Source organism: Dorea sp. AF24-7LB (assembly GCF_003478575.1).
In the GTDB taxonomy this organism is placed as follows: domain Bacteria; phylum Bacillota; class Clostridia; order Lachnospirales; family Lachnospiraceae; genus Dorea_D; species Dorea_D hominis.
Map to the genome: position 1 here is coordinate 1 of NZ_QUFR01000013.1, position 23,453 is coordinate 23,453.

General features: G+C 40.3%; 25 protein-coding genes and 1 pseudogene. 3 read left to right on the top strand and 23 right to left on the bottom strand.

Annotation, left to right across the window (positions count from 1 at the left end; all coding sequences use genetic code 11):
* Positions 1 to 143: 143 nt before the first annotated feature.
* The 5 genes from radA to ald form a co-directional block, all read right to left on the bottom strand.
* Positions 144 to 1,499 (bottom strand): DNA repair protein RadA, encoded by a 1,356-nt coding sequence (radA, locus tag DWY31_RS11490; protein WP_118520657.1) that lies wholly within the window; start codon positions 1,497 to 1,499, stop codon positions 144 to 146.
* 103 nt (positions 1,500 to 1,602) lie between these two features.
* Positions 1,603 to 2,016, bottom strand: a complete 414-nt coding sequence (locus DWY31_RS11495) for an endosialidase (RefSeq protein WP_118520659.1) — start codon at positions 2,014 to 2,016, stop codon at positions 1,603 to 1,605.
* A gap of 56 nt (positions 2,017 to 2,072) precedes the next feature.
* The gene (locus tag DWY31_RS11500) at positions 2,073 to 4,517 is read right to left on the bottom strand and encodes an ATP-dependent Clp protease ATP-binding subunit (protein WP_118520661.1); all 2,445 of its coding nucleotides are present in this window, start codon (positions 4,515 to 4,517) and stop codon (positions 2,073 to 2,075) included.
* Complete coding sequence (locus DWY31_RS11505; protein WP_118520663.1) at positions 4,514 to 4,897, bottom strand: GntR family transcriptional regulator; 384 nt, start codon at positions 4,895 to 4,897, stop codon at positions 4,514 to 4,516. Before DWY31_RS11505 ends, DWY31_RS11500 begins: the two co-directional genes overlap by 4 nt.
* 118 nt (positions 4,898 to 5,015) lie before the next feature.
* On the bottom strand, positions 5,016 to 6,131 hold the full coding sequence (ald, locus tag DWY31_RS11510; RefSeq protein ID WP_021861354.1) for an alanine dehydrogenase: 1,116 nt from the start codon (positions 6,129 to 6,131) through the stop codon (positions 5,016 to 5,018).
* Between the two features lie 299 nt (positions 6,132 to 6,430).
* Here ald and DWY31_RS11515 point away from each other — a divergent pair, with 299 nt between their 5' ends.
* Positions 6,431 to 7,288, top strand: coding sequence for a MurR/RpiR family transcriptional regulator (locus tag DWY31_RS11515; RefSeq protein ID WP_117538417.1), 858 nt, complete (start codon positions 6,431 to 6,433; stop codon positions 7,286 to 7,288).
* Positions 7,289 to 7,463: 175 nt separating this feature from the next.
* Here the strand turns inward: DWY31_RS11515 and purD are convergent, their stop codons facing one another.
* From purD to DWY31_RS11575, 13 genes are all read right to left on the bottom strand, one after another.
* Complete coding sequence (gene purD / locus DWY31_RS11520; RefSeq protein WP_021861352.1) at positions 7,464 to 8,738, bottom strand: phosphoribosylamine--glycine ligase; 1,275 nt, start codon at positions 8,736 to 8,738, stop codon at positions 7,464 to 7,466.
* 15 nt (positions 8,739 to 8,753) lie between these two features.
* Positions 8,754 to 9,380 (bottom strand): phosphoribosylglycinamide formyltransferase, encoded by a 627-nt coding sequence (purN, locus tag DWY31_RS11525; RefSeq protein ID WP_117538416.1) that lies wholly within the window; start codon positions 9,378 to 9,380, stop codon positions 8,754 to 8,756.
* Complete coding sequence (gene purM, locus DWY31_RS11530) at positions 9,374 to 10,399, bottom strand: phosphoribosylformylglycinamidine cyclo-ligase (RefSeq protein WP_117538415.1); 1,026 nt, start codon at positions 10,397 to 10,399, stop codon at positions 9,374 to 9,376. Before purM ends, purN begins: the two co-directional genes overlap by 7 nt.
* Positions 10,400 to 10,422: 23 nt before the next feature.
* Positions 10,423 to 10,932, bottom strand: a complete 510-nt coding sequence (gene purE / locus DWY31_RS11535) for a 5-(carboxyamino)imidazole ribonucleotide mutase (RefSeq protein WP_021861349.1) — start codon at positions 10,930 to 10,932, stop codon at positions 10,423 to 10,425.
* Positions 10,933 to 10,974: 42 nt separating this feature from the next.
* Positions 10,975 to 13,023 (bottom strand): aminopeptidase, encoded by a 2,049-nt coding sequence (locus DWY31_RS11540; RefSeq protein ID WP_118520665.1) that lies wholly within the window; start codon positions 13,021 to 13,023, stop codon positions 10,975 to 10,977.
* Positions 13,024 to 13,368 (bottom strand): DUF6142 family protein, encoded by a 345-nt coding sequence (locus DWY31_RS11545; protein WP_021861347.1) that lies wholly within the window; start codon positions 13,366 to 13,368, stop codon positions 13,024 to 13,026. It lies immediately after the preceding gene.
* Positions 13,352 to 13,816, bottom strand: coding sequence for a VanZ family protein (locus tag DWY31_RS11550; protein WP_021861346.1), 465 nt, complete (start codon positions 13,814 to 13,816; stop codon positions 13,352 to 13,354). Before DWY31_RS11550 ends, DWY31_RS11545 begins: the two co-directional genes overlap by 17 nt.
* A gap of 32 nt (positions 13,817 to 13,848) precedes the next feature.
* Positions 13,849 to 14,001 carry a hypothetical protein gene (locus DWY31_RS14055; RefSeq protein WP_021861345.1) on the bottom strand — a complete coding sequence of 51 codons (153 nt, stop codon included), beginning with the start codon at positions 13,999 to 14,001 and terminating at the stop codon, positions 13,849 to 13,851.
* Between the two features lie 17 nt (positions 14,002 to 14,018).
* Positions 14,019 to 14,699, bottom strand: coding sequence for an orotate phosphoribosyltransferase (gene pyrE, locus DWY31_RS11555; protein ID WP_118520667.1), 681 nt, complete (start codon positions 14,697 to 14,699; stop codon positions 14,019 to 14,021).
* 89 nt (positions 14,700 to 14,788) lie between these two features.
* On the bottom strand, positions 14,789 to 15,931 hold the full coding sequence (locus tag DWY31_RS11560) for a tyrosine-type recombinase/integrase (RefSeq protein WP_118276833.1): 1,143 nt from the start codon (positions 15,929 to 15,931) through the stop codon (positions 14,789 to 14,791).
* A 130-nt stretch (positions 15,932 to 16,061) separates the two neighbouring features.
* Positions 16,062 to 16,238: an excisionase gene (locus tag DWY31_RS14560; RefSeq protein ID WP_073963352.1), complete on the bottom strand. Its 177-nt coding sequence runs from the start codon at positions 16,236 to 16,238 to the stop codon at positions 16,062 to 16,064.
* 4 nt (positions 16,239 to 16,242) lie between these two features.
* Positions 16,243 to 17,325: a replication initiation factor domain-containing protein gene (locus DWY31_RS11570; RefSeq protein WP_118276832.1), complete on the bottom strand. Its 1,083-nt coding sequence runs from the start codon at positions 17,323 to 17,325 to the stop codon at positions 16,243 to 16,245.
* 86 nt (positions 17,326 to 17,411) lie between these two features.
* Positions 17,412 to 17,741, bottom strand: coding sequence for a hypothetical protein (locus tag DWY31_RS11575; RefSeq protein WP_015543380.1), 330 nt, complete (start codon positions 17,739 to 17,741; stop codon positions 17,412 to 17,414).
* Positions 17,742 to 17,992: 251 nt separating this feature from the next.
* On the opposite strand from DWY31_RS11575, the gene DWY31_RS11580 reads away from it, so the two are divergent.
* Positions 17,993 to 18,676: a helix-turn-helix domain-containing protein gene (locus DWY31_RS11580; RefSeq protein ID WP_118276831.1), complete on the top strand. Its 684-nt coding sequence runs from the start codon at positions 17,993 to 17,995 to the stop codon at positions 18,674 to 18,676.
* 192 nt (positions 18,677 to 18,868) lie between these two features.
* Here the strand turns inward: DWY31_RS11580 and DWY31_RS11585 are convergent, their stop codons facing one another.
* Positions 18,869 to 19,084 carry a helix-turn-helix domain-containing protein gene (locus DWY31_RS11585; protein ID WP_004611575.1) on the bottom strand — a complete coding sequence of 72 codons (216 nt, stop codon included), beginning with the start codon at positions 19,082 to 19,084 and terminating at the stop codon, positions 18,869 to 18,871.
* A gap of 113 nt (positions 19,085 to 19,197) precedes the next feature.
* Here DWY31_RS11585 and DWY31_RS11590 point away from each other — a divergent pair, with 113 nt between their 5' ends.
* Positions 19,198 to 19,506 (top strand): hypothetical protein, encoded by a 309-nt coding sequence (locus tag DWY31_RS11590; RefSeq protein ID WP_118276830.1) that lies wholly within the window; start codon positions 19,198 to 19,200, stop codon positions 19,504 to 19,506.
* A gap of 73 nt (positions 19,507 to 19,579) precedes the next feature.
* Here the strand turns inward: DWY31_RS11590 and DWY31_RS11595 are convergent, their stop codons facing one another.
* The 4 genes and pseudogenes from DWY31_RS11595 to DWY31_RS11610 form a co-directional block, all read right to left on the bottom strand.
* On the bottom strand, positions 19,580 to 20,071 hold the full coding sequence (locus tag DWY31_RS11595; RefSeq protein WP_009263190.1) for a nucleotidyltransferase domain-containing protein: 492 nt from the start codon (positions 20,069 to 20,071) through the stop codon (positions 19,580 to 19,582).
* A gap of 1,169 nt (positions 20,072 to 21,240) precedes the next feature.
* A pseudogene (locus tag DWY31_RS11600) lies at positions 21,241 to 21,645 on the bottom strand (sugar transporter); the annotation flags it as partial.
* A gap of 114 nt (positions 21,646 to 21,759) precedes the next feature.
* Positions 21,760 to 22,662: a dihydroorotate dehydrogenase gene (locus DWY31_RS11605; protein ID WP_021861342.1), complete on the bottom strand. Its 903-nt coding sequence runs from the start codon at positions 22,660 to 22,662 to the stop codon at positions 21,760 to 21,762.
* Positions 22,662 to 23,447 (bottom strand): dihydroorotate dehydrogenase electron transfer subunit, encoded by a 786-nt coding sequence (locus tag DWY31_RS11610; RefSeq protein ID WP_117538411.1) that lies wholly within the window; start codon positions 23,445 to 23,447, stop codon positions 22,662 to 22,664. Before DWY31_RS11610 ends, DWY31_RS11605 begins: the two co-directional genes overlap by 1 nt.
* Positions 23,448 to 23,453 lie beyond the last annotated feature (6 nt).

Below are 23,453 nucleotides of genomic sequence, written 5' to 3' on the forward strand. Positions count from 1 at the left end.
TTTTTCTTTGTTGTCTTCCGTGTGACATCTACGCTTCTCAGGTGTGTCTCACGCGACAGATATATTAGAATACCACTACAATTCATAATTGTCAATAATGTTTTTATAATTTCTTCAATTCCGAATATTCTGATAATTATTTCTTACAATAAGTTCATCGTCTGATTTACACTTTTTACGCCAATTACTTCTATTCCTTCTACTTTACCAATTGATTTCAACGACACTTCCGGGACCACGCACACCTTGAATCCAAGCTTCTTAGCCTCTGCAACTCTCTGTTCAGGCATGGTTACTGCACGCACCTCACCACTGAGCCCAACTTCACCAAACACAATCGTATCTTCACTTACAGGACGATTTTTATAACTTGACGCAACTGCCATTATAATTCCAAGATCTACTGCCGGCTCATTCATACGGATTCCTCCGGCAATATTTACATACGCATCATAACCGGATAACGGCAATCCGACTCTTTTTTCCAGAACCGCCATCAGCAGATTCACTCTGTTATAGTCAATTCCTGCTGCCGTTCTTCTCGGCATTCCAAAGTTACTTTTACAAACCAGCGCCTGAATTTCCATCAGCATTGGTCTTGTTCCTTCCATTGCACAGGCAACAACCGATCCCGATGCATTTTCCGGTTTGCCACTCAGCATAAATTCTGACGGATTCTCAACTTCTACAAGGCCTTCTTTTCTCATTTCAAACACGCCAATTTCATTCGTGGAGCCAAATCTGTTTTTTACTCCTCGAAGTATTCTGTAAGAAGCATGTCTGTCCCCTTCAAAATAAAGTACGGTATCTACCATGTGCTCCAGAACTCTTGGTCCTGCAACTGTACCTTCTTTTGTCACGTGACCGACAATAAAAATCGCAATATTCATACCTTTTGCCAATTGCATAAATACGTTCGTAGATTCCCGCACCTGCGAAACGCTCCCCGGCGCCGATCCAATCTCTTCATTGTACATTGTCTGTATAGAATCAATCACTACCACATCCGGCTTTTCCCGTTCGATTGCTGTCTGGATCAGATTCAGACTTGTCTCACATAACAGATAAAGATTTTCTGAAAATTCACCCATCCTGTTCGCACGCAGTTTTATTTGTTTCAGAGATTCTTCTCCTGAAATATACAACACCTTTTTATTCATTGCAGAAAGTTTCTGACAAACCTGTAAAAGTAATGTCGATTTACCAATTCCGGGATCTCCGCCAACCAGGACCAGTGATCCTGGCACAATTCCTCCGCCAAGCACCCTGTCCAGTTCTACCAGTTCTGTTTTCATTCTCTCATCTTCGTCTGTTGTCACACTCGACAAAGTTACTGCCTGTACCTGTTTTTCCTTCGAACTTTTCTGTCCTTTTATCGATACTACCTTTTCTTCTGCAAATGTATTCCATTCCTTACACATCGGGCACTGCCCAAGCCACTTTGACTCTTCATGCCCACAGTTCTGACAGAAATATACACTCTTCTTTGCTTTTGCCATTCTAACGCTCCTACAATTTGGTAAAAAAAGAGCTGCTCTCTCGCAGCCCTTTTTGACTTTTCTGTTTCACTTTGTTTCCATCAATATCAATAATCGTTCGGGATTATTTTTTAATGATCTTAACTTTCATCGAACGCTCTGGTTCCAGTTCAGCGCTGACGCTCAGCTTACCACTCAGATTCGTCTTCATATCTCCGACATTCACATCATCCAGATATACTACATACTCGGTATCTGCCTCCAGTTCCAGTGTAAACTGAGCATCCTGCATTGCTGATACAGAAAATGTAACGACTTGTTCAGATGCATTAAAATTCGTAACTGCTGTTCCCGGTACGGATTCATATACGAACATTTCGTTCTTCTCCAGTTTGGTAATCTCAGAAAATGTCTTTACTTTGTAAATGTCTCCCTGAAATTCAAAACCGTCCAGTTTGGTCTTACTCCCTAATGTATAATCTCCAAAGCTTAATGTTCCATCATTCTCAGCTCTTAATAATTCTTTCACAGCTGCCATTTCATGTGTCCTCCTACAGTTCTTCTTTCGTATCCCTATTATATATCAAAACATTTTTATTTTGTAGCTTTTGGGATAAATTTTATTTCTTTTTTAGACATTCCGACTACTATTTCGGAGTCTTTTTTTACTTCTCCATTCAGAAGTGCTTCTGCCAGCGGTTCCTCCAGCTGGTTCTGTACCGCTCTTCTGAGCGGTCTTGCGCCATATTTTTGATCCATTCCCGTTTCTGCAATATACTCTTTCACAGATTCACGGATCGTCAGTTTAATTCCAAGCTGTTCTTTCGCACGCTTCGTAAGTTCGCGGCACATCATTCCGACAATCTTCTTGATTTCTGCTTTTCCAAGCGGATGGAACACAAGAATCTCATCAATACGGTTCAAAAATTCCGGGCGGAAGATCAGTTTGATCTCACGCATGACATTATCTTTCATCCGCTTATAATCATCGGCCGCATTTTCCTTCACATTAAATCCAAGCTTCTTCGGATCAATGATCGCCTGTGCTCCGGCATTCGATGTCATAATAATCACGGTATTACGGAAATCTACTTTTCTTCCTTGTGAATCTGTAATATGTCCATCATCTAAAACCTGTAACAATATATTAAATACATCCGGATGCGCTTTTTCAATTTCGTCGAACAATACAACCGAATATGGATGTCTGCGCACCTGCTCGCTCAACTGACCACCATCTTCATGCCCGACATATCCCGGTGGAGATCCGATTAGTTTTGCCACGCTGTGTTTTTCCATATATTCGGACATATCTACCCGGATCATAGACTCTTCACTTCCAAACATTGCTTCCGCCAACGCTTTTGAAAGCTCTGTCTTTCCTACACCAGTTGGTCCGAGGAACAAGAATGAACCGATCGGGCGGTTCGGATCTTTCAAACCGACACGTCCACGTCTTACTGCCTTTGCCACCGCCGTAACGGCTTCTTCCTGACCGACTACACGTTTATGAAGCGTTGCCTCCAGCTTCTTAAGTCTCACGCTTTCTTCTTCCTTAAGTCTGTGTACCGGGATCTTCGTCCATTCAGCTACAACATCTGCAATATCATCTTCTGTGACAGTAAATTTACTTTCCTTATTCTTCCGCCGGAAGCGCTCCTGCGTCCGTTCTAATTTCCTCTGGATCTGCTCTTTTTCCTGGTTCTTCTCTCTGGCTTCCGACATATCACCGCTGCGGATCGCATTTTCCAGATCTGTCTTTACTTTTGCAAGACGTTCCTCCAGATCATATACAGATGCCGGTGCCTTGAATCCACGCAACCGTACTTTCGCGCACGCTTCATCAAGAACATCGATGGCTTTATCCGGCAAAAAGCGATCACTGATATAGCGCTCAGATAACTTCACCGCAGCATCCAGCGCTTCTTCATCAATCTCTACCTGATGATGCTTCTCATAACCGGCTCTTAATCCTTTTAAAATCTCTGTGCACTTCTTCTCATCCGGCTCTTCAATCATAACCGGCTGGAATCTGCGCTCCAATGCAGCATCTTTCTCTATATATTTGCGATATTCAGAAATCGTTGTTGCACCAATAAGCTGCAGTTCTCCTCTCGCAAGCGATGGTTTTAAAATATTAGAAGCATCCATCGCACCTTCTGCACCGCCTGCGCCAATGATCGTATGCACTTCATCCAGAAATAAAATGATATCTCCAGCATTCTCTACTTCACGGATCAGCCGTTTCATACGTTCTTCAAATTCTCCGCGGTACTTCGTGCCTGCAAGCATTCCCGCAAGATCCATCGTATAAATCCGCCTGTTCTTCATACTTTCCGGAACAATTCCTGCAGCAATTCGGGCTGCAAGACCTTCGATCACTGCGGTCTTTCCTACCCCCGGTTCGCCGACTAGGCACGGATTGTTCTTTGTTCTTCTGCTCAAGATCTCCATCAGACGCTCAATCTCTTTCTCTCGTCCGATCACCGGATCTAATTTGCCTTCTTCTGCACGCAGTGTCAGATCTGTTCCATACTGATCCAGCACGGAATCCTTTCTTCCACCTGCATCTGCTGCCATATCCTCCATCATCTCTCTCGGATCAACACCGGATACAAGCCAGATATCCTGTGATATCTTCTGCAGACTGATATTTAACGTCTGCAATATTCTTGCCGCCACACAGTCTGCATCATGCACAAGCGCAAGGAGCATGTGTTCTGTTCCTATCTTATCTGCATGCACGCGCACTGCTTCTATCTTACTCTCTTCTAACACAAATTCCAATCTTGGACTGTTCTTAATACTTCTGCTGTCAATCGTCTGTATACCTGCAACCGGAGTTACAAGTTCATTAATAACCTGCACGAGACGTTCTTCATCCACACGGTTCATTGCCAACACCTGTCCTGCAACACCTGTAAATACTTTCTGTAATGCAAGCAGTAAATGCTCAGTTCCTATATAAGGATGATGCAGCTCCTTCGCAATTGTCCTGGACAGGCGAAGCGCCTCTTTTGCCTGTTCTGTATAAATCATTCTGTCTTTCCTTTCCCGTATTCATCAAAAATCTCATCAACCAGAGTATGAACTTCTTCTCTGGTTATATTCTTACAGCATCCCTTTGCCAGAAGGATTCTTAACTGTCCTTCCAACTTCAGAAGCGCTCTCGCTTTGTCTACGTCAATGGCGATCACAGCACCTCGTCTGCGGTCAAGCTGTATAAAGCCTTCCTGCTTTAAAATAGAATATGCCTTGTTCACCGTATGCATATTAATCCCTATATTGTCTGCAAGACGTCTGACCGACGGAAGCGTATCACCTTCTTTGATCATCTCTGTTGCAATTCCCATAATGATCTGGTTCTGCAACTGTACATAGATTGCTTCATCGCTGTTAAAATCAACTTCTATCAGCACATTATCACCTTTTTCATTTTGTTATACAACCACTATAACACAATTAAAGAGAGCTTACAATAAAAACTGTAAGCTCTCTTTCGCAACTTTGAAGGAATTAAGTTTGGAAATTTCTCTCTTATACGAGTGTATGGATATCTGCATATTCGTAGCAGTCATAACTGTCTGCAACGTTCTTACATGTCAGTTTTCCATCGTATGTATTAATTGCTGAGAAAATCACTTCGTTATCTTTACAAGCCTGCTCCAGACCTTTTCCTGCAATCTGAAGTCCATAGCTTAATGTTGCATTCGTAAGTGCAATTGTAGATGTTCTCGGAACTGCTCCAGGCATATTTCCTACACAGTAATGTACGATTCCGTCTTCAATAAAAATCGGATCATCATGATACGTAACTTTTGTTGTCTCACCGCATCCGCCCTGGTCAACTGCCACGTCAACAAATACAGCACCTGGTTTCATCTCTTTTAAATATGCTTTTTTAAACAGCTTCGGTGCAGATTTACCAGGAATCAGAACAGAACCGATTACAAGATCTGCCTCTTTTACTGCATGTTCGATATTGGAATCATTAGATGCAAGTGTCTGGATTCTTGCTCCAAAAATATCATCCAGATATGCAAGTCTCTTTAAATTGATATCAAGGATTGTTACATTGGCACCCATACCTACTGCGATCTTGCATGCGTTCGTTCCTACAGAACCACCGCCTAAGATTACAATATTAGCCTTTGGTGTACCTGGAACACCTGCCAGGAGAACACCTTCTCCGCCAAAACGTTTTTCGAGGTATTTCGCGCCTTCCTGAATACTCAGACGGCCTGCAATCTGGCTCATCGGTGCAAGAAGCGGAATACTTCCGTCACGCTCGATCAATGTCTCATATGCAACGCCTTTTACTTTTCCATTCAGGAGTGCATCTGTCTGCGGTTTGTCCGCTGCCAGATGTAAATATGTATAAAGAATCAGGCCTTCATGGAATAATGGATATTCTTCCGGAAGAGGCTCTTTTACTTTGATCATCATCTCAACGGTGTCCCATACTTCTTTTGCGGAATCAATCATGATTGCGCCCGCATCTTCATACTCTTTGTCTGTAAAGCCGGAGCCAACCCCTGCGCCTTTTTCGATATAAACTTCATGTCCTGCATTTTTGTAACTCTTTACATTGTTAGGGGTCATACCTACACGAAATTCATTGTTTTTGATTTCTTTTACGCATCCAACTTTCATTTTTACTACCTCCTGTTTTACTGATGTCGTTTCTTTTTAGTTTCCGGGATAATATTTTTCATCTTTTATTTTTTATGAAGAATATTATTCATTTATCTCTAAAATTATACTAACACAAGCCTTTCTATTATGCAATAAAAGTTATTTATTTCACGAAAGTTTTATTTTCGTTAATAATATGTCAATTGTACCGACAATTGCACTTGCATATTTAGGCTTTTCATGATTAAATTTAAGTTAGAAATATCTCATTTCTATTTATATGTAAAATTATATGTAAAAAAACTGAGGAATAGACTATGAAAGAACTAAGAGAAACAATACATAATGCAACTCTGACAAAAACGCAGAAGCTGATTGCCAAATATGTTCTGGACAATTCAGCCGATGCCTGCTTTATGACTTCAACGGATATCGCCGACACTCTTGGCGTAAGCGAATCTTCTGTCGTACGGTTCAGCCGCTCTCTGGGTTACAGTGGATTTATGGAATTCCAGAAATCCCTGCGAAAGGATTATCAGGATAAGGTGCTGAGCATTTCCAGCTCCATTACTGTACCTTCACAGCGAGTTGCCAAGCAGGCAAAATTGGAAACCAATTCAGATTATATTAAAAGACATTATAAAAATACAACGAAAAATCTGGATACTATTTTTTCGCAGAATGCAACTTCTGCTTTTGATGAAGCTGCAAATATTATTATCAACAGCAGACACAAATATATCGTTGCATCCCGCGGCAATGCATGTCTGGGCGATTATTTTCTTCTGTACCTGAAGCATATGGTACGCGGAGTGGAAAGCACTTCTTCCGCTTCCATCAGCCCGATTGATCATATGTGTAATATTTCAAAAGAGGACTGCCTGATCGTATTCAGCTTTCCAAGGTACTCTTCCATGGATAAACTTGCTGTACAGATGGCATGTGATGCCGGCGCACAGATTATTCTTTTCACAGACAAGCCAAGTGCACTTCTCGCACCTTATGCCACTGTTCTGATTACAGTTCCGGTTGACAGCAATGCTTTTTTCAATTCTCTTGTCGCACCACAGTTTGCATGTGAAGCACTGCTTGATACGATCAGCCACCATGTGAAGGGCATTGAGAAGCGGCTGAAAAAAATCGACCAGTACTTAAGTGAGCTGGGCACATATTAATATGTTTAACGTCAAAACACGCTCTGCGAGTTTTATTCGTTGATTAGCGGTCGTCAGATGCCGCCATAACAAGAAGCCAGCTTCCGGTTAGCGGATGATGTATCCTGATACAGAGACACATCATCCGCTAACCGGAAGCCGGCTTTTATGTTTTTAATAAATACTATATTTTATTTTACATTGCATCGTCAATCGCTTTACCGATATCATGACGCATATATTTGTTTGCAAATTCCACCCATTCTGTTGCTGCATAAGCATTTGCACGGGCTTCTTTTAAATCTTTTCCTTTTGCAGTAATTCCAAGAACACGTCCTCCGTTTGTGACAATCTGTCCATCGTTTTCTTTCGTCCCTGCATGGAAACAATAATATCCGTCTGCATCATCGAATTTTTCCAGACCGTGGATTGGAATTCCTTTTTCGTATTTGACCGGATATCCATCACTTGCCAGGACGACACATACTGCTGCATTGTCTTCAAACTGCAGATCTACCTGATCAAGCGTTCCATCTATGCAGGCTTCTACCACTTCCAAAATATCATTCTTCATACGTGGCAGGACAACCTGCGCTTCCGGATCTCCGAATCGGGCATTGTACTCCAACACTTTCGGACCAGCTTCTGTCAGCATGAGTCCGAAGAAAATCACACCTTTAAATGGTCTTCCTTCAGCTTTCATGGCATCAACCGTTGCCTGATAAATATATTTATTACAGAAATCTTCTACCTCTTTTGTGTAGAACGGGCTTGGCGAGAATGTACCCATTCCGCCAGTATTAAGTCCTGTATCTCCGTCTCCTGCACGTTTATGATCCTGTGCAGAAGTCATTGTCTTGATTGTATTTCCATCTACGAAAGAAAGAACAGAGACTTCACGTCCAACCATGAACTCTTCAATCACCATTTCGTTACCGGCAGAGCCAAATTTCTTATCCAGCATAATCGTCTTCACGCCTTCTTTTGCCTCTTCCAGTGTATTGCAGATCAGTACACCTTTTCCAAGTGCCAGTCCGTCTGCTTTTAATACAACCGGCATCTTTGCTGTTTTCAGATAATCAAGTGCCTTATCCGGATCTGTAAAATTCTCATAAGCAGCCGTTGGAATATTGTATTTTTTCATCAGATCTTTGGAAAATGCTTTTGAACCTTCCAGAATTGCTGCATTCTTTCTTGGTCCGAATGTACGAATACCTTCTGCTTCCAGCGCATCTACCAGTCCGCCTACCAAAGGATCATCCATTCCGACGATAACGAGATCGATGTCCTTTTTCTTTGCAAAAGCTACAATTTTGTCAAATTCCATCGCTCCGATTGGCGCACACTCTGCAATCTGTGCTATTCCTGCATTCCCCGGAACACAGTATATCTTATCTGCCTTCGGGCTCTTTGCTACACAATAAGCAATTGCATGTTCTCTTCCGCCGCTACCTACGATCAATACATTCATCTTCTCGTCCTCCACTTATTCATTCACTGTTGCAATTCTTTCTGTCACACTTACTTTTCCATTAGCGATCAGGTCAATCGCTCTTGGCAGGATCTGCCACTCTGCCTGCTCCATCACACGTCGCTGAAGTATCTGCGGAGTATCTCCATTCTGTACTTCCACCGCTTTTTGCAGGATGATCGGTCCTGTATCAGTTCCTTCATCTACAAAATGCACGGTCGCACCGACCACTTTCACACCTCTTGCAAGTGCCGCTTCATGTACTTTCAGTCCATAATATCCAGTCCCGCAAAAAGACGGGATCAGAGACGGATGTATATTAATGATACGGTGTTCATATTTACGGATCATCTCCGGTGGAATTACAACCAGAAATCCAGCCAGTACGATAAGATCCGGTTCCATCGCATCAACCACATCAAGCAGTGCCCTGTTAAATTCTGTTCTGTCTGAAAACTGCTTAGGTGAAATGCACTGCGCAGCAATACCATTCTCCTCTGCCCTTGTCAGTGCATATGCATTCTGATTATTGCTGATCACACCTGCAATCCGGGTATTTGTAATCTTGCCGGAATGAACTGCGTCAATGATCGCCTGAAGATTCGTTCCTCCGCCGGATACCATTACAACTACATTTAGCATAAGGTAACTCCTTTTTCTCCCGCTTCAATATGTCCTACAACATACGGTTCATCTCCTGCTGCCTTGATTGCTTCCATTGTCTTATCAACATCTGCCGGATCAACTGCAACGATCATACCCAATCCCATATTGTATGTATTGTACATCATCTGCTCTTCAATATCGCCTTTCTCAGCAAGCAGTTTGAAGATTGGTGGTACCGGATAGCTGTCTTTTTCTACAACTGCATGCATACCGTCAATGAGCATACGAGGAATATTTTCATAAAATCCACCACCGGTAATATGGCTGCAGGCTTTTACTGTTACACCGACATTTTTCACATTCTTCAAAGCTTTTACATAGATTCTTGTCGGAGCAAGTAACGCCTCTCCAAGCGTCTTGCCAAGTTCATCATAATAAGTATCCAGAGATTCTTTTGTCATCTCAAAAACTTTGCGGACGAGAGAAAAACCATTACTGTGTACACCGCTGGACGCCATACCAATCAGTACATCGCCTGCTTTTAAATTCTCCCCTGTAATCATATCTTTCTTATCGCAGACACCAACTGCAAAACCAGCCAGATCATAGTCATTCTCCGGCATAAGTCCCGGATGCTCTGCTGTCTCTCCACCGATCAGCGCCGCCTCTGACTGAAGGCATCCTTCTGCAACACCACTTACGATTGCTGCGATCTTCTCCGGATAATTCTTGCCACACGCAATATAATCCAAGAAAAATAACGGTTCTCCACCTGCACATGCAATATCATTGACGCACATTGCTACTGCATCGATCCCGATCGTATCATGCTTGTCCATGACCATGGCAAGTTTCACTTTTGTTCCACATCCATCTGTTCCGGATAAGAGCACCGGCTCTTCCATCTCTTTAATCTTTGTAAGAGAAAATGCTCCTGAGAATCCTCCCAGTCCGCCTAAAACTTCCGGACGCATTGTTTTCTTTACATGCTCCTTCATCAGTTCTACTGATCTATAACCTGCCTCAATATCGACACCAGCTTTTTTGTAATCCATAACTCGTCTCCTTTGTGTATGTTTTATTTATTTAAATATGCTTCGTATCCGATTTCATCCAGTTTTGCAGCTTTTGCCTGTACTGTCTCTTTCATCTCTGTTGTATAAGCTTTAAGCTTTTCAAGAAGCTCTGCGTCTGAAACTGCAAGAATCTTAGCTGCAAGAATTGCTGCGTTCATACCACCATCAATTGCTACTGTGGCAACCGGGATTCCAGGTGGCATCTGTACAATTGAAAACAGTGCATCTTCACCCGCCAAGTTCTTACCTGACATCGGCACTCCCACAACCGGCATCGGGAATAATGCCGCACACATTCCCGGAAGATGTGCTGCCATACCTGCACCTGCTATGATTACTTTAATTCCTTTTCCTTCTGCGGATTTCGCCCAGTCGAAGAAAACATCTGGTTCTCTGTGCGCTGAGATAATCGTCATCTCATAATCAATCCCTAATTTTTCCAACATCGCTGCAGCTTTGCTCATTACTTTTAAATCCGAGTCGCTGCCCATCACAATTCCTACTTTTGGCATTTTTCTCTTCCTTTCTGTTCTTCTACTATTCAAAATATTACATTATTTATCTATATTTTTCAATGGCTCATTTAAAATCTCCGTACCCGGCAGAACAAACCTTCCATGTTCCAGAAGTAAAATATGACCGCCGTCTTTTTTATTTACTTCGATCTTTCCAAGTTCTTCGTACGGAATGGTAATATCTGTATGGCAGTGATAGTACGCCTTTCCCAAATCCTCTTTTCTCTGGATTGAGACCGAATTATCTCTTGCTATGATTTCTTTCCCATTTGGATTGTAAACCGCTATATCCTCACACCAACTATAGCAGGTATCCCCCACTGCAAAATGTGGTCCCATCTTCTCTGCGATCAGAATCGGCATTTTATCCTCAATGCCATATTTTTTTGCCGCCTGATAAGCAGTCGTATTTGTTCCGATTGCGAATTCTCCAAGTGCCAGTGTGTCATGACGATATAAAACATTATCCCGGATATATTCCTTATTCTCCAGCTCGCGTTCGAAATTGCTACACCGATAATCTGCAACCATTCCATTGGAAAATGTAATTTCCAAATCTTTGTACTGTAACTCATTCAGATAAACTTTGCTCACATGCAGTACACCGTTTGTTCCTTCCAGTACCGGTGATGTAAATACTTCTCCCACCGGAATGTTCACATCAGCAACACAGTTTTCAAAAATTGTCTCTTTTTCCGGATCACTCAGCGTGTGTAGCTGTACAGTAAGGTCAGTGCGGTTCCCATTTTCCCCGCAGATATGCACGGACTCTCCTCGGTCCAGTGCATCGATCAGTGTCTGCTGAACCTGTTCATACAATCCCGCATCCAGCGTATTGATCCGGATAATCTCCTGGAATATCTCCTCGTAATCTTCTCCGATCTCCGGCACCGGATACGCAATGATCGTAAAACTTCTCTCATCTCCCGGAATATAAGTGTTCGTAAGCCGACTCTGACGTCCGTCAAAAAATACGGACAACTCCTGCTGTTTCTCGCTTAATTTCAGAGCTGTTTCTTTCTGCTCCGGCACAAACGGAACTTCTCCAAACATCTCTATGCATGCCGGTCCTGCAAAAGCTCCCGCTTCTTCTTTCAGATGTTCGTAAGTAGTCGCGATCACTTCTAATTTGCGTTCCACAAATTTCTTATCCAAAAATAACGCCTGGTCATTTCTGTGATCATACTCATATTGTTTATTTGCAATAGCTCCATAGTATCCAATCTTCAAATGCTGTCTCTTCGTCAGCATGCTGACACCACTCCGGTAAATAACCGGCTTAAGCCCCATTTTATCAAAATTCTCAATTGCTTTTTTGACAACACGTTCAAAGCCTAATACATAACGGATATTGACCGTCTTTTTCTTAGACAGATCTTTTCCGGTATTCACAAAACCGATCCGGTATCCTTCTGTGTATACATCTGCCATCTTCTGAATTGTTGTTTCATCCAGTGACAACAGATATTTTGCAGTTGTCAGCTCACTGTCACTGATATACTCTCCAAAGCGATACAGATAACGAAGATCTGCAAGATCACTTCCAAGGATCAGATCTGCTGCAAAAGACTGTGTCGCATCTACCTGCTCATGGATGCGGTCTGCCACAAAAACATCACAGTAATCGCTGGCGTACCAGTACAGGATCTCCTTTAACACATGTGGCTCCGGCATTTCTTCTTCCTCGAACTGATTATATACCTCTATAAAAAGTTCAAACAGAATATCTAAATATTCTGTTTTCTTTTCATATACATACACGATTGCTGCACGTATTTCCGCATACAGCGCACTGAGTGTGCTTCCATACGCTTCTCCAAGCTGCGCCACCGCATAATCCGGATTTGCATAGCTCTCCCGGTAATGTTCCGGAAGGATATCGCTGTAAAGCTTCTTGTTCCATGCTGCCAGTTCTTCTATCTGCATCCCATCAAATGTATGATCCTCTATTTTCTTTTTCGTCCCATCAATAAGATGAATAAATTCCGCAACTTTTACAAAATAGTCACGGAACTTCACATCCACCGTTCTTTCTTCCTTAATATCGCCAATTCTGTCTACCACCAGATTGTATCTTTCTTCCACCATCTAAACAAGCCCCCTGATAAATATTGCGCACATGCCAAGGAAAAGTGCGCTGCAGACTGCAATTCCCACTTTGCACGTAATGTAATTTTTATCTCTTTCTCTCAGTCCTGTAACGCCCTGATAAATGCCATATCCTGCCATCACCATAGTAAACAGTCCTGCAAAACCGACCAGGATATTTACATTTCCTTTTAAACAAAATGAAATCCAGATCATAAAGACCAGAAGCAGAAATGACAGCGCTGCAAGTATACATGATTTCATTCCTTTTCTGGAATGTCTCCTTGGTGACTGTCCGAATCTGGTCCGCATCATTTTTCTTTTCTGTTTATTTTTTACGACCATGTATCCTCCTTAGTGCCACACAGATGATAAATATCAGATATCCTGCCACACCGCCAAGCGTATTAAGCAACAGATCATCCACATCAAAACATCCGACTTTCGTGATCAGCTGAAAACTTTCAACGCACAAGCTCAACCCGAAACTGTAAAACAATGTAGCCAGAAAACTTCTGTGTTTGCTTGCCATCGGCATAAAAAATCCAAACGGAATAAAAATCACAACATTTCCAAACAGATTCGTAAATGTTGCAAACATGCCTACCTGATCCCGATAATACCAGAATCTTTTAATTTCTTTAAATAATACGAGATTATAATGATACTCCTGCATCTGACCGGTACGTCCGTACCAGTCAGAAAAAAGCAGGAAATAGATAATAAAAATAATATATAATACGAATAATATCTTCCCTAATATACGAATTCTCTTTCTACTGCCCGAATTCACTTTGTACACTCCCCTTATTTATCTGTCCATGCTTAAAATGTAAGCTTCTTCTTCTCTTTCAGCAGACGGGCACCGCTAATGATCGTAATAATTCCCGTGACAACACCTACCACTGCTACGATAACTCCAACTGCAATATTAGAAACTCCTGCAAAAGTCATGGATTTGTATATCTTCTCATTCATAGTGAAATCCTCCGTTATTATTTCGCTCCATATTGTTTATAATATGCGTCAATTGCTGCTTTTAATGTATCATCGATCACAATTTTTCCGTTACACTCTTTGTTATACAGACACTCTGTAACTTCTTCCATTGTAACGATCGCTGCAGTATCGAATCCGTACAGGTCTTTGATCTCGTCGAGTGCGCATTTTTCTCCGCCTTTTCCAACCTCCATACGGTTTAAAGAAACCATAAGTCCCACGATTGTAACATCAGCGGCGCCTTTTACCTTAGGAACTGTCTCTTCCATGGATTTACCGGATGTTGTAACATCTTCGATCATGATCACACGGTCGCCGTCTTTTAATTTGCTTCCAAGAAAGCTTCCTTTATCTGCACCGTGATCTTTCTCTTCTTTTCTGTCAGAGCAATAACGTACTTCTTTTCCATATAATTCACTGTATGCAATTGCAGTTACAACCCCAAGTGGAATACCTTTATATGCCGGTCCGAACAACACATCAAAATCATCTCCGTATGTATCATGGATTGCTTTTGCATAGTATTCTCCGAGTTTCTTAAGCTGGGAGCCTGTCACATATGCTCCTGCATTCATAAAGAAAGGGGATTTTCTTCCACTCTTTAATGTAAATTCTCCAAATTTCAGCACATCGCTTTCTACCATAAATTCAATAAATTCTTGCTTGTATGCTTCCATATCTCTTAAAACCTCCATATTTATGGGCTTTTTACGCCCTCATTTTCTATTTTTATCCCCTACTACACCATTTTTACACCATTTCATACTCAACTACACCTTTTCTCAAACTTTTCCATTTCTAAGAACAGCGTATCTTCTGTTACGTGGCAATACAAGTCCATTGTCATTTGTAATGTGCCATGTCCCAAGAGTTTCTGCAAGGTTTTCGGGTTCATGCCACATTCGATTGCTCTTGTGGCAAAAGTATGCCGAAGTGTGTGCAATGTAAAGGGGGAAAAATCTATACCTGCTTTGTTTATGTTCTGAATAACCAACTGCATACATTGATTGATTAAAAACTGTTGTGTCGGCTGATTATTCTTTGTAACAAAAACAAGATTTTGAAATTCTTCCTTTGCAGTTTTGCCTTTTAGAATAATTTCCTGTTTTTGCAGTTTTTGACATTTTAAACTATTGATTGCTTTTGCAGTCAATGGAATGGTTCTTTTTCCGTTATTTGTTTTGGTGTCGTGCATTTCAAATACATATTTTCCATTTTTACTGAAATAACACAATGTATGCCTTACATGGATAACTTTTTTCTTAAAATCTATATCTTCCCATTGTAAAGCTGATAACTCTCCCACTCGCAATCCTGTTTCTAACGCTAAAATAAACAAATTTTCATAAAATGTTCCTTTTGCCTGTTCCAAGAAAAACTCTGTTTCCCTTATTGTCAGAACACGCCTTTCTTTTTTCTCTTCTTTGGCAATCACAGTATTTATCTGTTTTGCGACATTCTTTACAAGTAAATCTGTGTCAACTGCCTTATTCAGCATATCTACCAGTATCTTTTTAGAATTTTTCCTTGCATTGTCTGTTTTCAATTTATTAAACGCTTCTTGCATAACAATTAGGTTCAACGACGTTAATTTTCTCCACCCTAATTCTCCTTGAATACGCTTATAGTGGGTAATATAAGAACCTTTTGTAGAACTTCTGCAATTCTTCTTACAAGTGTTTAGCCAAATATCGAACCATTCATCTAATGTCATATTTTTATCTACAACATTGATTGCTTTTTCATCATTATACTGTTCGGTTCGCAACTTATGTCTTACCTCATTTAAAGTTTTCGCATAAATTGTCTGTCTTTTACCGAAACGATTGATAAATCGGGCTTGATATAATCCGTCTTTTCTTTGAGATATACCATTCCCTAATTCTTTCCCGTTAAGTGATTTACCCATCACTGCCTCCTTTCCTAGCAAAATCGGGAAAAGAACTATTAAATCTTCTCAATTTTATCATATATTTCCTGTTATTTCAATCGAGGAACTTCCTTAAAAATGTACGAAAAACTGTCAAATAGTCCTTTTCTTACTCTACAACTTGATTATTCAGCCATTTATCTAATCTTACTTTGTGAGCATACAGACGATTTCCAATCCTCACCGTAAAATTATTATATGGATTATGTAAAAGCTCCCTTGCTTTTGTATCACCAATCCCTAGATATTCTGAAAGTTCCTTTACGTTTAATAATGCTTTCTCGATACGATTACCCCCTTTCCTCTAATCTTCTTGCTTTTATATAATCATCATACAACTGCTTCTGTGTGATATTCATTTCTCCATTTGCTACAAGATTACCGATATAATCTCTTTTCTCTATCTTTCCAACCTCAGCAAACAGTTTCAAAGACGGTGCAACATACTTTTCTAACCACTCCCACACCTTTTGCAAACTTTTCTTCTGTGGCTGTATGGTAAGTTTCACCTTGCCTATATCTTTCATCAGTTCCGCCCATGCTTGATAGGTTGGATAAAGCCTTTTTCGTGTTGTCATGCTGTCTGTCGGCTTTTCTAAAAATCGTATTTTGCTGTTTAATACTTCCATTGCCAGTCCTGCCACATCTCTATATCTCAATAATTCCTGTACGACACTTACCGCCATTTCCTGCCGAAATCTCAATTCATATCTGTTCCAATTTTCGTCTAGTTCTATTCCATACTTTTTATTCTGTTCATATCCCTTTTCATAAAATACCAATCTCAAATTACTGGCTGAACTACCGAGATAAAGACTGCCACCCTTGCTCTGAAACACTTCCTCTTTCAGTTCTCCCGAGTCGTGAAAATCTATATCCCTTAGTTTTGTAGAAAGCAATCCCTCTTTTGTCCTTACAATTAAATCGGGAATACTCAAATACGGTTTTCTATCATCTATCGCCAAATCAATCCGAGGAAAATTGATGTGATACTGACAAACTCTGTTTAAGAAATCAAACCATGTTTCCTCATTGAGTTGTAAAAAATTCTCATAGTTGCGACAGCCTTTCCCACTCATCAAAATCTGAAAGCCTTGATACTGTGCATTTCCTGTCGGCTTTAGCACCTTGATATTATCGAAGATTGCCACAACCTCATGTCCTGCAATCCCCTTTTCATAGCCTGTTACCGTCATAAGTTCCATAGGTATTCTCAGCACATCTTCTATGACCGCTTCTAACGGAACTTCCTTAATGGTTATCTGACACCAATCTATCAAGGCACTTAATTCTTCTTTCTGCCGTATTACTCCCCTGTTAGTGTAGGGGAGTTCTGGAAGAAAACTTCCGCTTCTTTCTTCCAAATTTATCAAACCTCCTTATCTGCAACGGCGTTGCCATTGCCCTGCCCTCAACCTGCCGTTTGGTACGTCAGAACGAGGACAGGAACTTTGACCGCCTACATAGTTTTGTTTGGAACAGGGCGGATACCTTTACAGGTAATCTTCTCCACTAATACAGGGAAGTTTCCTCTCTGCACATAAGGGGCATAAACTGGTTCTTCCAGTTCCACCACAGCATAAGGCTCAATCTTCGGAAGTTCCGTTGCTTCCAAGCGAATATCCACGCTGTTCCCAAGTTTCATGCTTCCAAGATGAAGTTTTAAGGCTTCCACTTCCTCTGTTTTCTTCTTACTGTCTTTATCATAGCGGTAACAGTTATCCGCACCCATGAAACGAAGTTCTCCAAAGGCTTCTTTTACCTGTTCTTTTGTCAATGTAATCTGCATACACATTCCTTTCTCCCCGTTGAACCGATAGGTCAGTTTCTCATATTTTCATTTTACTATTACGACGTCGTTTTTTAGTTCAGTTATTTCTGAACTTAATTGTATATTAGCACAGGTATATCCGTTTTGCAATATAAAGTTTAGTTTTTTATGAACTTTTTGTTTTCTTTTTTCTGAACTTGTGGTATAGTGCCCTTAGACGATAAGATATGAGAAGTTATAACGAGATATGGAAAGAGAGGTTTTTTCAGATGAATACAATCGCAGAACGGATTAAATTTGCCATGAAAGCAAAAAATAAAAAACAGGTAGATATAGTCAAAGATACCGGTATCAGCAAAGGAGCGTTCAGTTCCTACCTTTCAGGGCAGTACAACCCGAAAGCCGATAAAATGGAACTGATTGCTGACTCCTTAGATGTAGACTTGCGGTGGCTTTACGGACAAAATGTACCTATGGAACATACAAACCAAAATAACAATGCCCTGCAATATGTCTTTTATAACAACTCCTGCTCCGAGTATCTTCTTGATAATTTAGACGATATCTATATTGCCATGATGACCCAATATGCCGCCCTTATTCCACGCTTTTATGTTCTTGTCAATCGTGCTGGAAATGCAATGCACATATTACCTTTATTTTTGAAAGGGGATAGTTCCGACTTCTATGAATGTCCGTCTGATTTCTTCTATTCCGACAGGCATACTATTTTTACAAGAGATTTTGAAAGTATTCACATGGTATTAACAACCGCCACGATTTACTATTACGGAATTGATACAAAGACCTATGAACCGAAAGTTACCAAACTTGCCTACTCACAGGCTGACGATTGCTTTTATATCGACAATGAAGTACATGATTGTCACATCAAAGCATTTGAAAAGGAACTGATGAAAGAAGCACTTTACTTAAAACATAACGCCCAGTAACAGACAAGAGGACTTGCAAGGTTTCTGACCTTTCAAGTCCTCTGCTGTATCATGGTACTGTTGGCTGTGTCCGTTCTGTCAAGGACTGCCCTACGGCGTATCGGCTTCGCCTTGTTCCTTGACCTCACTACATTTTCTTTTTTTCTTGCCACAACAAAAGCCTGCACGAATTTTCTTCAATCCGACAGGCTCTCATTCTTTCACATACTCTATCAATTCTTCTATTCCACAATCCAAGTAACTGCACAGTTTACAGATTAGTTGTGCGTCTAATCTCTGAAATTCATTTCTGCAATAACGATTAAAGTTAGACCTCGGTATATCCAATTCTTTACAAATGGTATTCTTACTAATTCCTTTTTCTTTCAGCAGTTCCTCTATATGAAGTTCCAAATGTCCATACTTCATTGCCTCACCTCTACATAAAAGTATATTCAATAAATCTTTATGTAGTAATTCACTATATAGTGAGGTACTATATAATTATCCCTATAACTATATAGAAACTGAGGTATGTCAAAATGAAAAAGAAATTGTTATTTGCCACTATTGTTCTAGTCTTACTTGCAGGTGTTCTCTATTACATTAGCTTGCCCGATTATCTTGTATTTAACAGCATGTCATTCAGCAATGGGGCTAACCGTGATACCGAATTGCAAGTTATCGTATATCAATACTGGAATACCGATGAAGTGGTAGCGGAAATCGAAGCAGAACATAACCAAATCAACGGAACTACTACTACCCTTACAATCAATCTACACCGTTCTAAATGGTCTTTTCACAATGGATATGAACCATTTTATAGCACTACTATCAATTATGATTGAAAAGAAAAAGCAGACAGTCACTCCAAAAACTGTCTGCTACAAACTGCAATTTATCTTAGAAATTACAGCGATGTTATTTTGATAAACTTTCAAGAATTGAAATATCATGCTTATCTTTATCTCTTAATTCATAACCTGAATGGAAAACTTTTTGGCCTTTTAAAGATATACAAGGAATTGTTTTGCCTTCAAAAAAAACACTACCAAAGTAATCTTTTTCAAACTCATACCATCCACCCTCTAAATCAGCTTGTTTTGAAGTTCCGTCCTCATTTAAAACGAACGGGTGAATGTCTAAGTAACCAAGTTCATCACTATATAACTCTATTCTAACCGGTTTCCAGTCTGTATCAATTTTATAGCCCAGATTCAAAAGCACATTTAACAATTTTTCCGTATGTTGAGCATCAAAATTTATATCTATATCTCTATGAATTCTTGTTTGTTTACCAGCTAAAATATCTACACCCCATCCGCCATCCAACCAGTATGTAATTCCAGTATTTTCGAATAATTCTATTACTTTCATTAAATCTTCTTTTGTTGTTATTTCTTTTCTACCCATACAAAGTCTCCTTTACAACTTCTATATAATTGTTTAGTTAAGTCAATATCAATATCTAATTGCCAAGGCTCAAAATCAAAAATCATGGTCATCACACTCCTTTTTAAAATTCTAATTTGTTTATTTTCATAATATCATACTTTGTAATTATTTGCACCATTATAATTGCAAAATAACGCAGACAATATCTCTACTATCTGCGTCATTCCTTTCATGTCTTCTTGAAATATTTACTCCATTTTAAAAATCCGTTACGATATTTTGCGGTATTCTACGATACCTTTTCTTTGAAGAAAAATGTCTGCAAACCTTGATTTTAAACGAACTTTTCAATATTTCCAAGCACTTTATTCTGTTGTGAGAATTTCTTCTCAATTATTTCTGCACAATAGTAGAGAATATCTTGTCACAAGACAGTCAGTTTGATAAAATAAGACAAGGCACTACATGAGAATGGTAGGCGGTTAGTCCTTCAACAGAGGGACTGAACCCTCTGATTACATAGAAATCCTGCTTGCAGGAAATCTGGGAAAGGAGGGCTTAACTTATGAGTGATTTCGAAATGCTCTCCATCGTACTAATGATACTTAGTATTGTTGTAACGATTTTAATAGCGTATATAAATCAATCAAAAAAGTAACCGCCCTTCGCCCAAAGGATTACGGTTACTTTTTTAAGTAAAAAATAATTTGGACTAACCAACTATCAGTAGTGCCTTTTTTATATTCTTATTCTAACAAATACCTATTCAAATGTCAAATCTGACACTCTTAAAATTTTGCTATCAAATTTAATAATTCTTTCCGATTTACTACACCATTTAGTACACCATTTTCATATCAAACTATATCATTTTATGATACAATACACCACTTTACCGTTTTTCAAAATCTTGCAGAACACCAGTAAATACAAGGTTTTGAGAAGTTACATCAACTTATGGAAAAGCATTATCAGAAAATCAATAAATTCCTGTTTGTAGCTCTCCATCTTTCTATCCTCCGTATGAATGAGCAGTTTTGCTCTTACAGTTCTGCTCTTATTTTTTTAGATTATACTAAATAATAACACAATTTTTCTTTACAGGCAACGTGTGGAAAACGCGACACAAAAAAAACTGCCGTACGCGATACGTACGACAGTTTTCTTACATCCCTTTTTTAATACTAGATTGGCAGTTCAAGATAAATATCTTTTCCTTCTTTGATAGAAATAACTACCTTTCCATGTTTTACAGTCACTGCTGCACCTTCTACATTCACTTCCGGAGCAACTGCAGCTTCTTCTGCCGGTGCTTCCTCAGCCGGTACTTCTTCTGTAACTTCTTTGATTCCTTCTACGTTGTCTACAGTAAGTGGACAGAGAGAATCACTTGTCTTTGTAAGTTTTGCTCCCAATACCTGCTCGATTGTAAGACATCCATCCAGATTTAATAATCCAGAATCTACTAATTCATCAAAGATTGCCGGATCTTCCAGGTTAGCCGGTTCAATTGTAATTCCACCTTCTGCTCTGCAGCAAAGAACTGCCGGGTCTTTTGCATGCGCTTTCGCTGTTTCAGCTGTAATTGACATACTTCATTACCTCCTACATTTACATCTTCTTTTATTATAGAGCTGTCCTCCGGCAAAATCCAATTGTTTTTTTGTATAGTATTTATTGTTTTTTTCTATATTTCGACATCCGTTTTATTTTACAATCCCTACCATATCCGAAACTTTATCAAAGCCATTCTTCTCCATATATGCACGGATTCCGTCAACCACTTCTTCTGTGATATTCGGATGATAGAAATTCGCTGTTCCTACAGAAACGGCACTTGCACCCGCAAGTAAAAATTCAATCGCATCTTCCGCCGACTGGATACCCCCCATTCCGATGATCGGAATCTTCACTGCCTGTGCTGCCTGATAAACCATGCGCACAGCGATCGGATGCACGATTGGACCTGACACGCCCCCGGTCTTATTTGCAAGTGCAAATGTTTTACGGTTAATATCAATCTTCATTCCTGTTAATGTATTGATCAGAGAAATTGCATCTGCGCCGCCTGCTTCTGCTGCTTTTGCAATCTCCGTAATATCCGTTACGTTCGGTGTCAGTTTCATGATAACCGGCTGTTTTGCAATCTTCTTGATCTGGGCAGTCAGTTTTTCTACATGACCGGCATCCTGTCCAAAAGCGAGAAAGCCTGCATTTACATTCGGGCAGGAAATATTGATCTCCATCATGTCGATCGGTTCATCTGCAAGTCTTTCTACAACTGCAAGATACTCTTCCGGTGCATGTCCGCATACATTGACAATGATCTTTGTATCGTATTTTTTAAGAAACGGGATATCTCTCTCGCAGAACAGCTCAATTCCCGGATTCTGTAATCCGATTGCATTCATCATGCCACCGTATACTTCTGCTACACGCGGAGTCGGATTACCGGACCACGGTACATTTGCCACACCTTTTGTTGTTACTGCACCTAACTTATTCAAATCTACAAAATCGGAAAACTCTTCTCCTGATCCAAACGTTCCGGATGCTACAGTAACCGGATTCTTCCATTCTACTCCGGCAATATTCACTCTCATGTCCATTAGATTTCCACCTCCGTAGCAAGAAATACCGGTCCGTCTTTACAGATCCGTTTGTTATGTACATTGCTGTGTGCATCTTTTTCTTTTGATTTGCAGACGCATGCCAGACAGGCACCGATTCCGCATGCCATCCGTTCTTCTAAAGATATATAACATTCAATCTGATTTTCTGCTGCATATGCTTTGATCGCACGAAGCATCGGAGCCGGTCCACAAGCGTAAATAATCTCTGCTTCCAGAGCTGCTTCCCGGATTGCATCCATAACATTGCCCTTTGTTCCTACACTTCCGTCTTCTGTTGCAATATAAACTTCTCCGTTTGCTTCAAACTCTTCTCTCAGAAATGTCTGCGCATCCCGGTAACCGACAATGATCCGCTTCTTTTCACATTCCATTTCCTTAGCAAGCTGTAAGATCGGCGGCACTCCGATTCCTCCACCCATCAGAAATACTTTTTTCCCTTTTGCTTTCTCGAGCGGAAATCCATTGCCAAGAGATCCAACAATATCAATTGTATCTCCCGCCTGCAGTTTTGAAAACTGCTCTGTACCTGTGTTTTCTCCGGTTACCCGGTATACTACACGAAGTTTCTCACTCTCACGGTCTATCTCACAAATACTGATTGGACGCGGCAATAATTTACCTGCATCATTTGTATACATGGATATAAACTGTCCCGGTTTTGCATTTTTTGCAGCCTTTGTCTGAATCCACATACTATATATACCGGCAGCCAGCATCTCCTGAGAGATGACACGTGCCTGTTCTTTTTCCATTTTAGCCATTTATTT

Bases quoted from the DNA above. Each gene is read 5' to 3' on its own strand.
- radA (WP_118520657.1), bottom strand. From the start codon at position 1,499: ATGGCAAAAGCAAAGAAGAGTGTATATTTCTGTCAGAACTGTGGGCAT.
- DWY31_RS11495 (WP_118520659.1), bottom strand. From the start codon at position 2,016: ATGGCAGCTGTGAAAGAATTATTAAGAGCTGAGAATGATGGAACATTA.
- DWY31_RS11500 (WP_118520661.1), bottom strand. From the start codon at position 4,517: ATGATTTATACAGAACAGGCAAAAGAGGCGCTTCGCCTGTCCAGGACA.
- ald (WP_021861354.1), bottom strand. From the start codon at position 6,131: ATGAAAGTTGGATGCGTAAAAGAAATCAAAAACAATGAATTTCGTGTA.
- DWY31_RS11515 (WP_117538417.1), top strand. From the start codon at position 6,431: ATGAAAGAACTAAGAGAAACAATACATAATGCAACTCTGACAAAAACG.
- purD (WP_021861352.1), bottom strand. From the start codon at position 8,738: ATGAATGTATTGATCGTAGGTAGCGGCGGAAGAGAACATGCAATTGCT.
- purN (WP_117538416.1), bottom strand. From the start codon at position 9,380: ATGCTAAATGTAGTTGTAATGGTATCCGGCGGAGGAACGAATCTTCAG.
- purM (WP_117538415.1), bottom strand. From the start codon at position 10,399: ATGGATTACAAAAAAGCTGGTGTCGATATTGAGGCAGGTTATAGATCA.
- purE (WP_021861349.1), bottom strand. From the start codon at position 10,932: ATGCCAAAAGTAGGAATTGTGATGGGCAGCGACTCGGATTTAAAAGTA.
- DWY31_RS11540 (WP_118520665.1), bottom strand. From the start codon at position 13,023: ATGGTGGAAGAAAGATACAATCTGGTGGTAGACAGAATTGGCGATATT.
- DWY31_RS11545 (WP_021861347.1), bottom strand. From the start codon at position 13,368: ATGGTCGTAAAAAATAAACAGAAAAGAAAAATGATGCGGACCAGATTC.
- DWY31_RS14055 (WP_021861345.1), bottom strand. From the start codon at position 14,001: ATGAATGAGAAGATATACAAATCCATGACTTTTGCAGGAGTTTCTAAT.
- pyrE (WP_118520667.1), bottom strand. From the start codon at position 14,699: ATGGAAGCATACAAGCAAGAATTTATTGAATTTATGGTAGAAAGCGAT.
- DWY31_RS11560 (WP_118276833.1), bottom strand. From the start codon at position 15,931: ATGGGTAAATCACTTAACGGGAAAGAATTAGGGAATGGTATATCTCAA.
- DWY31_RS11575 (WP_015543380.1), bottom strand. From the start codon at position 17,741: ATGCAGATTACATTGACAAAAGAACAGGTAAAAGAAGCCTTTGGAGAA.
- DWY31_RS11580 (WP_118276831.1), top strand. From the start codon at position 17,993: ATGAATACAATCGCAGAACGGATTAAATTTGCCATGAAAGCAAAAAAT.
- DWY31_RS11585 (WP_004611575.1), bottom strand. From the start codon at position 19,084: ATGAAGTATGGACATTTGGAACTTCATATAGAGGAACTGCTGAAAGAA.
- DWY31_RS11590 (WP_118276830.1), top strand. From the start codon at position 19,198: ATGAAAAAGAAATTGTTATTTGCCACTATTGTTCTAGTCTTACTTGCA.
- DWY31_RS11595 (WP_009263190.1), bottom strand. From the start codon at position 20,071: ATGGGTAGAAAAGAAATAACAACAAAAGAAGATTTAATGAAAGTAATA.
- DWY31_RS11605 (WP_021861342.1), bottom strand. From the start codon at position 22,662: ATGGACATGAGAGTGAATATTGCCGGAGTAGAATGGAAGAATCCGGTT.
- DWY31_RS11610 (WP_117538411.1), bottom strand. From the start codon at position 23,447: ATGGCTAAAATGGAAAAAGAACAGGCACGTGTCATCTCTCAGGAGATG.